The organism is Lentzea alba, assembly GCF_047445655.1.
Classification (GTDB): Bacteria; Actinomycetota; Actinomycetes; order Mycobacteriales; family Pseudonocardiaceae; genus Lentzea; species Lentzea alba_A.
The window spans coordinates 143,071-158,514 of record NZ_JAJAEG010000003.1; the positions used below are offsets into that span (position 1 = coordinate 143,071).

11 protein-coding genes are annotated in these 15,444 nt (G+C 68.3%); 8 read left to right on the forward strand and 3 right to left on the reverse strand.

Going from position 1 to position 15,444, the window contains the following annotated elements:
* Window positions 1-32: 32 nt before the first annotated feature.
* Both LFM09_RS06220 and LFM09_RS06225 read right to left on the reverse strand, forming a co-directional pair.
* Window positions 33-2,885: a ferritin-like domain-containing protein gene (locus LFM09_RS06220; protein ID WP_414095303.1), complete on the reverse strand. Its 2,853-nt coding sequence runs from the start codon at window positions 2,883-2,885 to the stop codon at window positions 33-35.
* Window positions 2,882-4,291 carry a flavin monoamine oxidase family protein gene (locus LFM09_RS06225; protein ID WP_414095599.1) on the reverse strand — a complete coding sequence of 470 codons (1,410 nt, stop codon included), beginning with the start codon at window positions 4,289-4,291 and terminating at the stop codon, window positions 2,882-2,884. The genes LFM09_RS06220 and LFM09_RS06225 overlap by 4 nt, the downstream gene beginning before the upstream one ends.
* Before the next feature lie 222 nt (window positions 4,292-4,513).
* Here LFM09_RS06225 and LFM09_RS06230 point away from each other — a divergent pair, with 222 nt between their 5' ends.
* Genes LFM09_RS06230 through LFM09_RS06255 form a run of 6 tightly spaced genes read left to right on the forward strand, consistent with a single transcriptional unit; the run spans window position 4,514 to window position 11,620 of the window.
* Window positions 4,514-6,112 carry a tryptophan halogenase family protein gene (locus tag LFM09_RS06230; protein ID WP_414095304.1) on the forward strand — a complete coding sequence of 533 codons (1,599 nt, stop codon included), beginning with the start codon at window positions 4,514-4,516 and terminating at the stop codon, window positions 6,110-6,112.
* Window positions 6,109-7,341 (forward strand): FAD-dependent oxidoreductase, encoded by a 1,233-nt coding sequence (locus tag LFM09_RS06235; RefSeq protein WP_414095305.1) that lies wholly within the window; start codon window positions 6,109-6,111, stop codon window positions 7,339-7,341. Before LFM09_RS06230 ends, LFM09_RS06235 begins: the two co-directional genes overlap by 4 nt.
* Entirely contained in the window at window positions 7,341-8,339 is a 999-nt protein-coding gene (locus tag LFM09_RS06240; RefSeq protein WP_414095306.1) for a methyltransferase, read from the forward strand. The genes LFM09_RS06235 and LFM09_RS06240 overlap by 1 nt, the downstream gene beginning before the upstream one ends.
* A gap of 36 nt (window positions 8,340-8,375) precedes the next feature.
* Window positions 8,376-9,914: a tryptophan halogenase family protein gene (locus LFM09_RS06245; RefSeq protein WP_414095307.1), complete on the forward strand. Its 1,539-nt coding sequence runs from the start codon at window positions 8,376-8,378 to the stop codon at window positions 9,912-9,914.
* Window positions 9,915-9,926: 12 nt separating this feature from the next.
* Entirely contained in the window at window positions 9,927-11,144 is a 1,218-nt protein-coding gene (locus LFM09_RS06250) for a cation:proton antiporter (RefSeq protein WP_414095308.1), read from the forward strand.
* Window positions 11,141-11,620 carry a flavin reductase family protein gene (locus LFM09_RS06255; RefSeq protein WP_414095309.1) on the forward strand — a complete coding sequence of 160 codons (480 nt, stop codon included), beginning with the start codon at window positions 11,141-11,143 and terminating at the stop codon, window positions 11,618-11,620. The genes LFM09_RS06250 and LFM09_RS06255 overlap by 4 nt, the downstream gene beginning before the upstream one ends.
* A 48-nt stretch (window positions 11,621-11,668) precedes the next feature.
* On the opposite strand, the gene LFM09_RS06260 is transcribed toward LFM09_RS06255, so the two are convergent.
* Window positions 11,669-12,421, reverse strand: coding sequence for an alpha/beta hydrolase (locus tag LFM09_RS06260; RefSeq protein ID WP_414095310.1), 753 nt, complete (start codon window positions 12,419-12,421; stop codon window positions 11,669-11,671).
* A gap of 226 nt (window positions 12,422-12,647) precedes the next feature.
* Here LFM09_RS06260 and LFM09_RS06265 point away from each other — a divergent pair, with 226 nt between their 5' ends.
* Together LFM09_RS06265 and LFM09_RS06270 are read left to right on the forward strand one after the other, a co-directional pair.
* Entirely contained in the window at window positions 12,648-14,240 is a 1,593-nt protein-coding gene (locus LFM09_RS06265) for an FAD-dependent monooxygenase (protein ID WP_414095311.1), read from the forward strand.
* Complete coding sequence (locus tag LFM09_RS06270; RefSeq protein WP_414095312.1) at window positions 14,237-15,439, forward strand: cytochrome P450; 1,203 nt, start codon at window positions 14,237-14,239, stop codon at window positions 15,437-15,439. The genes LFM09_RS06265 and LFM09_RS06270 overlap by 4 nt, the downstream gene beginning before the upstream one ends.
* Window positions 15,440-15,444 lie beyond the last annotated feature (5 nt).

Below are 15,444 nucleotides of genomic sequence, written 5' to 3' on the forward strand. Positions count from 1 at the left end.
GGTCGGGGCCCTCGCCGAGGGCCCCAACCCGGTCAGAACTGCTGCTCGGCGAAGTGCTCCAGGTTGCCGATCACCTTCTCCGGCACCAGCGGGCACTTGCGCGCGGCGTCGAGCAGGTTCCGGAACCGCATCGAGAGCGACTTCTGCGCCACGTCAGGACGTGGGATGAACGCCGGCTGCTCGTCCAGCTCGAACGACGGCCCCGCGGTGCGGCCGTGACGACCGGACGGCACCGCCACCAGCAGTTCACCCAGCGGGCGCATGACACCGGTCATCACGTCGATGGCGGTGTTCATGAACCTGGACCGGCGCAGGCTCGCGTCCGGGTTGCCGAAGTGCTGGACCATCAGCTGCAGCACCATGAAGTACGCCCCGTTGAACAACGCGGTGAGCTCCCGCGCGACCGGGTCGGTCACCGGCTCCTTCGCGTGGCCCTCGCGCAAAGTGGGGTTGCGCGCCACCGGGTACGCCGGGTTCCACTGCGCCCGGCCCTTCTCCGCGGCCGCCAGCCGTTCCTTCATGAGCAGCTCGCCAATGCGGACGAACGTGTCGTAGTGCGAGTCCTCCTCGGAATCCTCGGTCAGGACGTGACCCTCACCCTGCTCGGTCACGAAGTCGATCGCGAACAACGCGCTGCGCAGGTCGTCGACCTCCAGCACGTAGTCCGGGTGCCGGGCGTTGACCGACTCCCGCATGAACAGCCGGTGTTCGCCGCCCCCTCGTCCCTTCTCGACCAGGAACAGGTCCGGAACCCGTTGCAGGCCTTCCCGGATGTCGCCGTACAGCTCGCTCAGCGACGCGTAGTGGTGGTCCGCTGAAGACGGCGACGGCAGGTCGCCCAGCCGCACCGCACCGACGAGCCCCTCCGGCTGTTCGATCTGGATGAACCGCTGCACGCTGCCGAGGTTGAACGCTTCGAGGCAGAAGTCCAGCGGCACCGGCAGGGTCTCGTTCAACGTGCCGAAGTCGATTTCCGGCACGTAGAACGGCTCTCCGCACGCCATGAGCACGTTGTTGATGACCAGGAAGTGGATCATCTCCTCGCGCGCGACGTCCATCAGGCTCGCGCGCAGGCCGCCCTCGCGGGTCTCGCCACCGTCGCCGCACATCAACGTCAGCTGCTCGGGCGTCCAGTCACCGCGCCGCACCAGCTCCTCGCCGGCACCGTGAACAGGGATCGAGTAGGCCGCGTAGAGGTACTGCAGCATGACGGCCAGCTCGACCGTGACACCGTGGCGCAACGCCTTGATCAGCTCGGCACGGGTGGTGATCGGCCGCGACGACCGCGACAGCGACGGCTCGATCGTCGGCACCGCCACTTCGGCCCGGCGGGCGCGCAGGTACTTGAGCAGCAACCTGGCCTGCGGTCCGGTCAGGTCGCGCGTCTGCGGCATGTAGTACGTCTTCACGCGGTTGCGCGGGTCGCACATGTTCCAGGTGATCTGGTAGTACGTGTCGATCCGGAACTTGTCGGCGAGGCTGAACACCTCGTCGGCCATGAACGAGTACATCAGCTCGTAGAACGAGAAGACCTCGCGGTACAGCAGGTCGAACGTGACCTCGTCCTGCGGCACGTCGTCCATCCACCAGTGGTTCGGCAGCACCCGCACGGCCATCGACCCACCGGGGCCGAGCTCCAGCCTGGTCGTACCGGCCTCGGCACCTCGAATCGTGAACTGCCCGCGGCCGTGCTCGTCAGTGCTGATCACGTCGGCGCTCAGCCGCACCACGTCGATGTGCTCCCGCTTGTCGAGCGGGAACGCCCGCGGGTTGTGGAACTGTCTGATGTGGACAGCGGGAACGCTCGCCGGAACACCCCGCACGAAGGTCCGCACCGCGATCACCGCGTCCTGCGAGCTGTCCTCGGCATCGCGCGGGTGTTCCAGGAACAGGCTCGCGTCGTCGACCACGACGACGATCTCCTGTTCGCGTGCCAGCACAACGCGCTCGCCCGCACGCGTGCCTGTCAGGCTCAGCAGTTCGTCCGTGGCCGCGCACGGCACGGTCACGACACTTTGCTCGGCAGGCACCGCGGCCAGGACCGTGTCACCAGCGCACAGCTGAAGATCGGTCACGCCCTCGGGCGCGCGGAACGCGACCAGGTTGAGCGAGGCCAGGCCATCGCGCAGGTCGACGGCGAGGTTGTCCAGCTGCCGGCCCGCGGGTGCGGTCCGCGGCTCGTCGGCGTGCCAGACGGCGATGGTGCCGCGCAGCTGCCACGCCATGGTGCCGGGCATCGGCGCAGGGACCGGGTCGGCCATCGCGAACTGCACGACCAGTCCGTCGACCGCGAGCGAGCGCAACCGGTCGACAGCGGGGGAGTCGGCCGCGCTGTCGAGCCAGATCATCTCCTCGCCCGCGGGCACGACGAACTGGTAGAGCACACGTCCGTCCTGTTGCCAGCGCGGTGGCTGCATCCCGTGCACGCCACCGGAGAGCATGTACTCGACGTCGTGAGACCGCCCGAGCCGCCCGAACCCGAACTGCCCGATCATGACAGTCGTGGAGGTCGTGGATGCCGGGTCCACGTCGAAGATCCGCGCCCGGTTGAAGGTCGTGGCCAGGTACTCGTTGTAGTGCCCCCACACGTCGACCGCGCGCCCGACCACCGGATCGTCGGTCAGCACGTCACCGGCCACCAGTTCGACACCCGTGATCGCGGCGTCGAAGTTGAACGTCCCGTTGGCGCCGAAGGTCTCGCCCTTCCCACCCACGCGGTCGAGGTAGGCGTGGTACTCGGCCGCCGGGCGGTCACGCGGGAACGGTTCGCCGTCCATCAACACCGTGTGCGTGGTGAAGTCGACGAGCCCGTTGCGCGGCCCGGTCGGCAGCCTGGTCAACGCGACACCGGCGAAGTGCAGGCGAGGCAGGTCGAAAACACTCATCGCGAGCTCTCCTCGATGAAGCGAACGGCACGCTGGGCCGACTCGATGGCACCGTCGATCCACCCGGTGACGGTCGCGCAGGGCTCGCCCGCGAAGAACAACCTGCCGCGCTCAGGACGTGCGGCCCGGTCGCGTTCTTCCAGGCAGGCGGCTTCGTCCTTGTTCCACCGCAGGACACCGGCGCCGGCGCTCCACGGGTACTTCCCCCACGGCAGGCTCACCGCCTCCACGAACATCCCTGGTTCGAGCAGTTCGGGATGCATGCCGGCGACCTCGTCGAGCACGAGCGCGTGGCGTTCTTCCTCCGGCAGGTCGTCCAGGACGGCCGCGTCGGCGCCGATCGTGTAGCTGGCCAGCAGCGCGGCGCCACGAGCGGGGTCGCCCTCCACCGCCGGGTAGTAGGTCTGCCGGATGTGCCCGCCGCCGTAGGACGCGCCGCCGTTGATCCCGTCGCGCTCCCAGAACGCGTCGCGGCACAGGAACCCGATCTTGGTGGCCGGCCAGTGCGTGACCTCGCCGAGCACCGCCAGCTTGTCGTCGCTGAACCCGGACAGCTCCAGCCTGCGCAGCACCGAGAACGGAATCGTGCTCAGCACCTGGTCGCAGTGCAGCACCTGAGTCTGTCCATTCGAGACGGTCACGGCCACGTGGTCGTCGTGGACGGCGATCCCGCGCACCTCGTGAGAGGTGCGGATGGGCCCGTTGATCTGCTCGGCGAGCGCGGTGACGATCTGGTCCATCCCGCCTTCGAGCCGTCGCAGCCCCGCGCTGGTCTCGTCGAGGATGTCGCCGATGAAGTGGTTGATCCGGCCCGTTCCGCTGTTGCGCACCTCGGGGTGCGCCGCGAAGAACGCGTGCAGGTCGATCTGATCGCGTGCCTCACCGACGAGGAACGGTGTGATGTCGATGCGGTCGACGGCATCGAGCAGAGCCGCGAAGTCCGGCCGCAACTCCGCCATGAAGCTGCCCGGCGCGATCGCGTCACCGATGGCGGTGATCCACGCTCCGAAGAGGACTGTCTCGTCCTTCAGGTCGTCGCCCATGAGTTCCTGGTAGTCCGCCACCAGAACCTCGGCCGCCTCGCGCACGCGCACGAACCCCGTGCGGGTGCGGTGGTAGGCGCCGTCGTCGGAGAACAGCGTCTTGAACTCGCGGAGCTTGTGCGACAGCCCGAGCTTCTCGATGTAGTCGAGGGTGTGCCGGTGGTTCGCGGGAATCCGCATGGCACCGAGCTCGACCAGCGGCGCGTCGGGGCCCGCACCGAACCGGTGCGTGTAGACCCGGCCGCCGAGCCGCTCGCTCGCCTCGATCACCTCGACCTGGTGGCCCAGCTGTTCCAGTTCGTACGCGGCCGCGAGACCTGCCATCCCGGCACCGAGGACGGTGACCTTCTTTCGTGGTGACATCACGGCACCAATCCTGTCGCCCAGGTCACGACGGGCACATCACGCGAACCTGCGCGGTCTGCCCGAAAGGCGCGCAGGTTCGTCCGCCGACACGGTGCGTCTCAGTTCGCTGACCCCGCGTGATCGGAGAGGTTCTTCTTCGCACGCGTCTGAACAGGCCCGCCGCTGGCTAACTTCGCCCCGGATCGAGCAAATCGTGAACCCGGCACGAAGGGACGTCTGGTGGAAGATCATCGGATCAGGAAGGTCACCGTCCTCGGCGGTGGCACCGCGGGCTGGATGACTGCCTCCTACCTCGGCAAGGCGCTGGGCCCGGACGTCACGGTCACCGTGCTCGAAGCGCCGTCCATCCCGCGCATCGGGGTCGGCGAGGCCACCGTGCCGAACCTGCACAAGACGTTCTTCGACTTCCTCGGCCTCGACGAGGACGAGTGGATGCGGGAGTGCAACGCCGCCTACAAGATGGGCGTCCGGTTCATCAACTGGCGCACTCCTGGTGTCGGAGAGGGTAAAGCGCGCGAACACCGCGGCAAGCCCGACCACTTCGACCACCTGTTCGGCCTGCTGCCGAACCACGCGAACTGGCCGCTGTCGCACTACTGGACGGCCGAACGCCTCGCCGGGCGCACCGACGAGCAGTTCGACTACGCCTGCTATCGCGAGTCGCCGATCCTCGACGCGAAGCTGGCGCCCCGGCACGCCGACGGTTCCCGCTGGACGAACTACGCGTGGCACTTCGACGCCCACCTGGTCGCCGACTTCCTGCGCCGGTTCGCCACCGAACGGCAGGGCGCGATCCACGTCGAGGACGAGATGACCGAGCCGGTCATCGACCACCGCGGCCACATCACCGCGTTGCGCACCAAGTCCGGCCGGGTCATCGAGGGCGACTTCTTCGTCGACTGCTCCGGGTTCCGAGGCCTGCTCATCAACAAGGCGATGCGCGAGCCGTTCCTCGACATGAGCGACCACCTGCTCAACGACAGCGCGGTCGCCACCGCCGTGCCGCACGACGACGAGGCGAACGGCGTCGAGCCCTTCACGTCCGCGATCGCGATGAAGAACGGCTGGACCTGGAAGATCCCGATGCTGGGCCGCTTCGGCACGGGCTACGTCTACTCCAGCCGCTTCACCACGCCGGACGAGGCGACCCGCGAACTGTGCGACATGTGGGGCCTCGACCCCGAGACGCAGCCGCTCAACCACGTGAAGTTCCGCGTCGGCCGCAACCGCCGCACGTGGGTGCGCAACGTCGTCAGCATCGGTCTGTCGTCGTGCTTCCTGGAGCCGCTGGAGTCCACCGGTATCTACTTCATCACGGCCGCTCTGTACCAGCTGGCCAAGCACTTCCCGGACAAGCGGTTCGACCAGGTGCTCGCGGACTCGTTCAACCGCGAGATCAACACCATGTTCGACGACAGCCGTGACTTCCTGCAGGCGCACTTCTCGCTGGCGCCGCGCGACGACTCGCCTTTCTGGCGTGCCTGCAAGGAACTGGAGCTGGCGCCGGACTTCAAGCACAAGCTCGCCGCCTACCGCGCGGGCCTCGCGGTCAACATGCCGGCCGTCGACGAGACGACGTACTACGCGAACTTCGAGGCGGAGTTCCGCAACTACTGGACCAACTCCAGCTACTACTGCATCTTCGCGGGCCTCGACTACCTGCCCGAGCACCCGTTGCCGTTGCTCGAACAGCGCGGCGACCTGGTGGCGGGCGCGGAGGTCGCGTTCGCGGAGATGAAGAACAAGCAGAAGGAACTGCTCGCGACGCTGCCGACGCACTACGACCACCTGCGCAAGCTGCACGGGCGTCAGGGATGACGACGGTTTGCATCGCTGGTGGTGGTCCGGCCGGCGTCATGCTGGGACTGCTGCTGGCGCGGTCCGGGGTGGACGTGGTGGTGCTGGAGAAGCACGCCGACTTCCACCGCGACTTCCGCGGCGACACGGTGCACCCGGCCACGTTGCAGATCCTCGACGAGCTCGGCCTGGCGGAACGGTTCCACGAGCTGCCCCACCAGAGGGTGCACACGATCGGCGTGGTGCAGGACGGCAAGCGCATCGACATCGCGGACTTCCGCCGGCTGCGCGTGCGCTACCCGTACATGGCGTTCGTGCCGCAGTGGGACTTCCTCGACCTCATCGCGTCGGAGGCCGCCCGCTATCCCGGGTTCCGGCTGATGATGAGCACCGAGGTCCTCGGTGTGGTGCGGGAGAACGGCCGCATCGCCGGTGTCCGGGCGCGGGGACCGGAGGGCGAGTTCGAGATCCGCTCGACGCTGGTGGTCGCCGCGGACGGCAGGCATTCGGCGATCCGGCGCGATGTCGGAGCGGTACCGCGGAAGATCGGCAAGACCCTGGACGTGATCTTCTTCCGGATCTCGCGCCGGGACACCGATCCCGACGAGGGCCTCTGCGTGCGGGTCGGTGACGGCAAGATCTTCGGCGCCACGGACCGCCGCACCTATTGGCAGATGTTCACGGAGACGCCCAAGGGCGGCTACGAGAAGGTCTGCCGCGACGGGATCGAGGCGTTCCGGGCCGATCTGGCCGCCACGGTGCCGTTCCTCGCCGACCGCGTGCACGAACTGTCCTCGTTGGACGACCTGAAGCTGTTGGAGGCGCGGATCGACCGGCTCGACACCTGGCACGCGCCCGGCCTGCTGTTCATCGGCGACGCGGCGCACGCCATGTCACCGGTCGCGGGCTTCGGCGTGAACCTCGCCGTGCAGGACGCGGTCGCCACGGCCAACGCGCTGGTCGCGCCGCTGCTGAACACGCAGCTGACGGGTGCGGCGTTCGACGACTCGGCGCTGGCCGCGGTGCAGAAGCGGCGGCGGCTCACCACGACGTTGTCGCAGGGGCTGCAGCGGGCGACGCAGCGGTTCGGGATCGACGAGGCGCTCGACGGGTCCGGCCAGCCGCCCGCACCGAAGTTGTTCGAGAAGTTCGCCCCGGCGCAGTGGCTGATGAGCCGGGTCATCGGGCTCGGCTTCCGGCCGGAGCACGTGCGCACGCCAGGAACGAAGCAGCACGAAAGGAGGATCTGATGCCACCACAAGCACGCCTGATGCAGATGATCACCGGGTACTGGGTGACCCAGATCGTCCACGCGCTGGCCTCGCTCAAGATCGCCGACCACCTCGCGGAGGATCTCCTCACCGCCGAGGAACTGGCCGCGCTCACCAAGTCCGACGTCGACGCGATGTTCCGGCTGATGCGGACGGCCGCGTCGCTGGAACTGGCCTCCTACGACGGTGCCGGGCGGTTCGGCAGCACCCCGCTGCTGGAGGCGCTGCGCGAGGGTGTGCCGGGTTCGTTGCGGGACATCGCGATCGTGCACGGCTCACCGGCGCACTGGCTGTCCTGGGGCCGGTTCCCCGACGCCGTGCGGGCCGGCGAGCCGCAGACGCAGGCCGCGCTCGGCGGTGACGTGTGGTCGCACTTCGCGGCTCACCCGGAGGAGTTCGAGCGGTTCTCCAACTCGATGACCGAGCTCACCGACGGACTCTCCCGCGAGATCGCCTCGCTGCTCGACACGACCGGAGCCGGAACCGCGGTCGACGTCGGCGGCGCGAACGGTGCGTTGCTGCACGCCCTGCTCAAGTCCAATGTGGATCTGCGTGGCGTGGTGCTGGACCTGCCGAGCGTGGAGCCGACTGCGGTCGCCGAGGCGGAGAAGGCCGGGCTGAGTGACCGCTGCTCGTTCGTCGGCGGCTCGTTCTTCGACGCCCTTCCGCAGGGCGACCTGTTCCTGCTCAAGGCAGTGCTGCACAACTGGGACGACGACTCGTGCGTCAAGATCCTCACTAGGTGCCGCAACGCGTTGAACCCCGGCGGCCGGGTCGTGGTCGTCGAGATGCCGCTCGGCCCGATCGGTGAGCCCGGCTTCGCGCCGTTGCTCGACCTCAACATGCTCGCGGTGGTGCCGGGCCGGGAACGCGACCTCGCCCACTACGACGCCCTGTTCGTGGCGGCCGGCCTGCGGCGGACGCAGGTCACGCCCACCCGTTCCCCGCAAAGCCTGATCGAAGCCGTGGCCCAGTAAGCCGGCTTTCTCGTTCCACTTCGGAGGATTCCTTTCATGCTGAAGAGTGTTGTGGTCGTCGGCGGTGGAACGTCGGGCTGGATGACGGCTTCGTACCTGACCGCCGCGTTCGGTGACCGGATCAAGGTCACGCTGGTGGAGTCGGCCCGCGTCGGCGCGATCGGCGTCGGCGAGGCGACGTTCAGCACGGTCCGGCACTTCTTCGAGTACCTCGGTCTCGAAGAGAAGGACTGGATGCCGAAGTGCAACGCCACCTACAAGCTCGCCATCCGGTTCGAGAACTGGCGCGAGGAGGGGCATCACTTCTACCACCCGTTCGAACGCCAGCGCGTGGTCGACGGGTTCACGCTGCCGGACTGGTGGCTGCGCAACCCGTCGTCGGACCGGTTCGACCGCGACTGCTTCCTGGTCGGGACGTTGTGCGACAGCCTGAAGTCGCCGCGGCACCTGGACGGTACGCTGTTCGAGGGAGGCCTGGGGGAGCGGTCGATGTACCGGACGACGTTGACCGAGCAGTCGACGCAGTTCCCGTACGCCTACCACTTCGACGCCACCCTGGTCGCGAACTTCCTGCGCGACTACGCGGTCGCGCGGGGTGTGCGCCACGTGCTCGACGACGTGGTCGACGTGGCTCTCGACGACCGCGGGTGGATCAGCCACGTGGTCACCAAGGAACAGGGCGACCTGACCGGTGACCTGTTCATCGACTGCACCGGGTTCCGGAGTCTGTTGCTGGGCAAGGCTCTTGAGGAGCCGTTCGAGTCGTACCAGAGCAGTCTGCCCAACGACTCCGCGGTGGCGTTGCGGGTGCCGTTGGACATGGAGCGCAAGGGCTTGAGGCCGTGCACCACGGCGACCGCGCAGGAGGCCGGCTGGATCTGGACGATCCCGCTGTTCGACCGCATCGGTACGGGTTACGTCTACGCCAGCGAGTACTCGACGCCAGAGCAGGCCGAGAAGCGGCTGCGCGAGTTCGTCGGCCCGGCGGCGGAAGACCTTGAAGCGAACCACATCAAGATGCGGATCGGCCGTTCGCGCCGGCACTGGGTCAACAACTGCGTCGCGATCGGGCTGTCGTCCGGGTTCGTGGAACCGTTGGAGTCGACCGGCATCTTCTTCATCCAGCACGCCATCGAGCAGCTGGTGAAGCACTTCCCGGACGCGCGGTGGGACGAGGGGCTGCGCGACTCCTACAACAGCCTGGTCAACCGCTGCATGGACGGCGTGCGCGAGTTCCTGGTGCTGCACTACTACGCGGCCAAGCGCACGGACAACCAGTACTGGCTCGACACCAAGAAGCGGGCGCTGCCGGACGGTCTGGCCGAGCGGCTGGAGCGGTGGCAGACCCGCCTGCCCGACGGCGAGTCCGTCTACCCGCACTACCACGGCTTCGAGGCCTACTCCTACGTCTGCATGCTGCTCGGGCTCGGCGGGATCGAGCTGAAGCCGTCGGCCGCGCTGGGACTGCTCGACCCGTCGTCGGCCCAGCACGAGTTCAAGCTCGTCGCGGAACAGGCCTCCGAGCTCGAACGCACGCTGCCCACCCAGTACGAGTACTTCGCGCAGTTCCACTGAGGAGGGTCGGCGATGCAGAACCTTTTCCACCTGCTGGTGTTGCTCGGTGCGCTGTTCGGGGTCGCGGCCGCGGGACGGTTCGTGGCCCGGCTGCTCCGGCTGCCCACCGTGATCGGCGAGATCGCGCTGAGCATCCTGCTCGGACCGGTGCTGTTGCACGCGTTCGGGCCGTCGACGTTCGCGGCGGTGCTGCCCGAGGACGTCACGGGGCTGTTGAAGCAGATCGGTGAGGCCGGGCTGGTGCTGTTCCTGGTCGGCATCGTGCACCAGCTCGACCACGGCACGAACGGGTTGCGCAGCAAGACGGTCGGGCGGATCACGCTGGGTTCCTTCGTGCTGCCGCTGCTGACCGGGCTGGTGTTCGCGGCGTGGGTGCTGTGGCTGGCGCCGGCGGAGGTGCGCGGCACGGCCGACGTCTGGGCGTTGGTGATGATGCTGGCGGTCGCGATGAGCGTGACCGCGGTGCCCGTGCTCGCCCGGATCATCGAGGAGCGCAAGGAAGAGCTCGGCCGCTCGGGTGACCTGTCGATGATGGCGTCGATGCTGATCGACACACCCGCGTGGTTGCTGCTGGCGGTGGCTCTCGGGCTCGCCGCGGGTGGTCTGAGCGGTGTGTGGATCGCGTTCGCGACGATCGCGGTCGGCGGTGTGCTGGCGTTCCTGGGGTATCGGGTGCTGGGCCGGTTCGACGGTCTGGCCAGCACGTATCCGCGGATCTTCGCGGTGGTGCTCGGGCTCGTGGCGCTGGGTGCCGGCAACGGGGTGCACGCAATGGGTCTGACGTCGATCTTCGGTGCGTTCCTGGTCGGCCTGATGATCCCCAAGGGGCCGGCGTGGGAGCGGGTCGTCGGGCTGGTCTGCCGGACCGGGCGGGTGTTCGTGCCGGTGTTCTTCGTGGTCGCGGGCATGACGCTGGCGACGGGCGGGATCGGTGCGCTGCCGTGGTTCGGTGTGGTGCTGGCCGTGGTGCTCGGTGTGGTGGGCAAGGTCGGGGGTGGCTACCTCGGCTCGCGGTGGGGTGGCGAGGACAGGCTGACGTCGCTGAAGATCGGCGTGCTGGTCAACACCCGCGGCCTCACCGAGATCGTGGTGCTGCAGGTCGGTTACACGGCGGGTCTGCTGACGCCGGGGCTGTTCGTGGCGTTGCTGGTGATGGCGCTGGTGACGACAACGTTGACCGGACCGGTGATCGACCTGATCGACCGGCGGGTGCTGGTGGGTGCGCGATGAAGCCGGCGTTCCGGGATTTGATGGCCGGGTTCCCGACCGGGGTGGCGGTGCTGACGACGTTCGACCTCGACGACTCGCCGTGGGGTATGACCATCTCGTCGGTGTGCAGCGTGTCGATGGACCCGCCGACGTTGCTGGTGTGCGTCCGCAACGGGAGTCCGACGTTGGAGGCGTTGCTGCGCAAGGGTTCGTTCACGGTGAACCTGCTGCACCACGCGGCCCGGCCGGTCGCGGAGCTGTTCTGCTCGGGTGATCCGGACCGGTTCTCGCGCGTGTCGTGGGAACGGCCGGCGCTGGGCGGTCCGCATCTGGTGTTCGACGCCCACGCCGTGGCGGACTGCGTTGTCTCGCAGACACAAGAGGTCGGCACGCACGTCGTGGTGTTCGGCGAGGTCCGTGAGGTCACGCACCGGTCGGCCCTGGAGCCGTTGTTGTACGGGAAGCGGCAGTACGCGGCTTGGCCCGCATCTGCCTGACACGTCAAAGGGGGAGCCTTCGTTGCGAAGGCTCCCCCTTTGGTCTGGCTAGAGAATCCACTCGGTTGCTTCGCGGATTGCGGGAGCCTGCCAGTGGGCGGCTTGGGGGCCGTTGATCTCGACGAAGCGCTTCTCACAGGTGAGTGCTTCCGCTGCGGTGGTTGATGATGTGAGCGGGACGTCTGTCGGGCCCGCGCCGTGCACGATCAGCGTCGGTGCGGAGATCATGTTCAGGGCGCCGCGCGGCTGGAGCCAGAAGATCTCGTTGAGCATCGCCCTGCCCACGGCGAACGTGGGGGAGACCTCGACCCGGCCGCGGGTGATCAGGTCGCGGCCTGCCTGCTCGTCGAGGAACGCGCCGAAGTACCGGTCGTAGTCGATCAGCGGGTTGACCAGCACGAGGCGGTCCACCTCCGGCGCCCGGCGCGCGGCGTACCCCGCCGCGACCCCGCCGGTCAGTCCGGTGGCGAGCAGCGTGGCGGGTGCGGTGACGTGCTCGCGCAGGTGTGCCAGTCCGGCGCTGATCGTGTTCAGCAGGCCGGACAGGGTGAGCTCCTCCTGCAGGCCCTCGCTCTCGCCGTGGCCCGGCAGGTCGAAGCGCAGGCTCGCCACGCCTCGTTCGGCGAGTTCGAGCGACAGCCGCGAGTAGAAGCCGTCCTGCTCCTGGGTCGCCCCCTCGCCGTGCAGGAGCAGGACCGCGTTCTTCGGGTGGTCGGGTGCGACCAGCGTGCCGGCCAGTCGCAGGCCGTCGTGGGTGCGCACGGTGGTGCGCAGTTGGGTATCGGCGGTGCGCGCTGGCATCGCGTCCTCCTGTCCTCGGTTTGCGCCAGTGTTGCCCGCGTGCGGTCCTCTCCCACGCACGCGCGTTGGAACCCGTTGGCTCGCGTGGTGTGAAGGCTTGTCTCGACTGGGTCGCGCGGGGTGCGGGCACCACAAACCGTGCGGTGCGGGTGGTGGTTGGGGATGTGGGAGGTCGTGGCGGCTCAGGAGGATGGGCGGGACTCCGTTGCCTGGAAAGGGAAACCAGATGACCTCGCAGCTCACGACCGACGTGCTCGTCGTCGGCGGTGGCCCGATCGGCATGGCGATGGCGTTGGAGCTGCGCTACCGCGGCGTCGGCTTCGTCCTGGTCGAGGCCGGTGACGGCGCGGTCGGTCATCCCAAGGTCAGCAGCATCGGTCCGCGCTCGATGGAGTTCTTCCGGCGCTGGGGCATCGCCGACCGGATCCGGCACTCGGGCTGGCCGGGTGACCACCCGCTGGACTGCGTCTGGACGACCCGCATCGGCGGCCACGAGCTGTTCCGCCTGCACCGCGCCACGATGGACACCCGCGCGGACTTCCGGCACACCCCGGAACCCGACGCGATCTGCCCGCAGCACTGGCTCGGCCCGCTGCTGCGCGAGGAGCTCGGCGACGCGGTGCGGATGAGCACGCGGATGGACTCCTTCACCCAGGACGCCGACGGGGTGACCGCTGTGGTCACCGACCTGGCTTCGGGTCAGGTGTCGGAGGTGCGTGCCCGGTACCTGGTCGCCTGTGACGGCACGGGGTCGCCGATCCGCAAGACCCTGGAGATACCGGCAGCTGCTGTGCACGAGACCCAGGTCTTCCGCAACATCCTCTTCAGCGCACCTGAGCTGCGTTCGCTGCTCGGCTCGCGGAACGCGAACTTCTACTACCTGATGATCTCGTCGGCGTTGCGGTTCCCGATGCGCGCACTGGACGGCGAGCGGCTCTACCGGCTCACAGTCGGTCTGCAGGGTTCTCCTGAGGCGTTGCAGGACGCGGAGACGTTGGTGCGCAAAGCCATCACGTTCGACACGCCGGTGGAGGTGTTGTCGGACAACGAATGGCACCTGGTGCACCGCGTCGCGTCGAACTTCCGCTCCGGCCGGGTGTTCCTCGTCGGTGACTCGGCGCACACGCTGTCCCCGTCGGGTGGGTTCGGGATGAACACCGGCATCTGCGGTGCGGCGGACCTCGGGTGGAAGCTCGCCGCGGAGATCGCCGGCTGGGCCGGGCCGGGGTTGCTGGACAGCTACACCACGGAACGCCAGCCGGTCGCCTTCGAGGGGCTGGAGGAGGCGAACCGGAACCTGGAGCGCGCGATGAAGCGGCAGGTGCCGGACGGGCTGAACGACGACACGCCGCAGGGCGAGTTCCTGCGGGGCAAGGTTCGTGAGGGGTTGGAGCGCGGGGGAGTGGCGCGGGAGTTCGACGCTCCGGAGATCCACCTCGGGTTCACCTACGCGGGGTCGCCGTTGATCGTGCCGGACCCGACCGCACCGGAGACTCAGGATCGGAGGCCGAACACGCGGCCGGGGTCGCGGGCGCCGCACGCGTGGGTGAAGCCGGGGATGTCCACCTTGGACCTCTTCGGTGAAGGATTCGTGTTGTTGTGCTTTGCGGAGTCCGAGGATTTGAACGGTTTCAGTCAGGCATTCAGGGAGCGAGGCATCCCCTTCAGCTCCGTGACCCTGGACGACCCCGAAATCGCCGAGGCCTACGAGCGTCCGTTCGTCCTCGTCCGCCCGGATGGTCACGTCGCGTGGCGCGGTCACGAACTGCCTGAATCCGCCGGTGAGATCGCCGACCAGGTCCGGGGCGGTGCTCGATGACCATCTCCACCACGAAGAAGGCACTGCCGCCGTTCGACCTGCGCGACTGGGCCGACGCCGACGTCCGCAACCCCTACCCGGTCTTCGAGCGGTATCTCGCCGAGTCGCCGATCCACGTCGCCGATGGCACCTACTACATCTTCAGTCATGCAGCGGCTTCGACCGTGCTGTCCAGCCAGGTCTTCGGCCGCAGGTCCGGTGGTGGCGGCCCGATCCCGGCCGGGCACTCGATCCTGCGCACGATGGTGAACAACTGGCTCGTCTTCCTCGACCCACCCCGTCACACCGAACTGCGGTCCGTGCTGAACCGGGAGTTCTCGCCGTCGGTGGTGACCAACCTGCGCGACCGGATCACCGTGATCGCTCAGGACCTGCTCGCCGACCTGCCGGCCGAGTTCGATCTGGTGGAGCGGTTCTCCGCGCCGTTTCCGATCATGGTGATCTCGGAGCTGCTCGGCGTGCCGCGGGAGAAGTGGGACTGGCTGCGCAGCCAGGCCGTTGCGTTGCAGGAAGGGAGCAGCAGCCGCGCCGCTCGCAACCCCGACGCGCACAAGATCGCCGAAGCCGCTGCCCGCGAGTTGCACGACTACTTCTCCGCACTGGCGGAGGATCGACGTGCGGCGCCGGGTGAAGACCTCGTGTCGTTGATGGTGTCGGCACAGACCCGTGGTGAGCCGTTGTCGTTGGACGAGATCGTGGCGACGTGCGTGCACCTGATGACCGCGGGCCACGAGACGACGACGAACGTGTTCAGCAAGGCGGTGCTGACGTTGTCGACGCGCCCGGAAGCCCTGAGCAGGCTGAGGTCTGGCGTGACCGCGGCGGCGGTTGAGGAGCTCGTGCGCTTCGACTCACCCGTGCAGGCGATCAGCCGGTGGGCCTACGAGGACGTCACCGTGGCCGGGGTCGAGATCCCTCGTGGCAGCAAGGTGATGGTGATGCTGGGGGCGGCCAACCGCGACCCCGCCCGGTTCACCGCACCCACCGAGCTGGACCTGGACCGCGATGGCGGCAGGAGCGTGAGCTTCGGGCTGGGAATCCACTACTGCCTCGGCGCGACGCTGGCCCGCGTGGAGCTGGAGATCGGGCTCGGGCTGCTGCTGAAGGCGCTCTGCGAGTTCACTGTGGACGATGTGAAGTACCCGTACGACATGGTTTTCCACGGTCCGCACAAGGTGGTCGTGCGCCGGTCGGTGTGACCGGC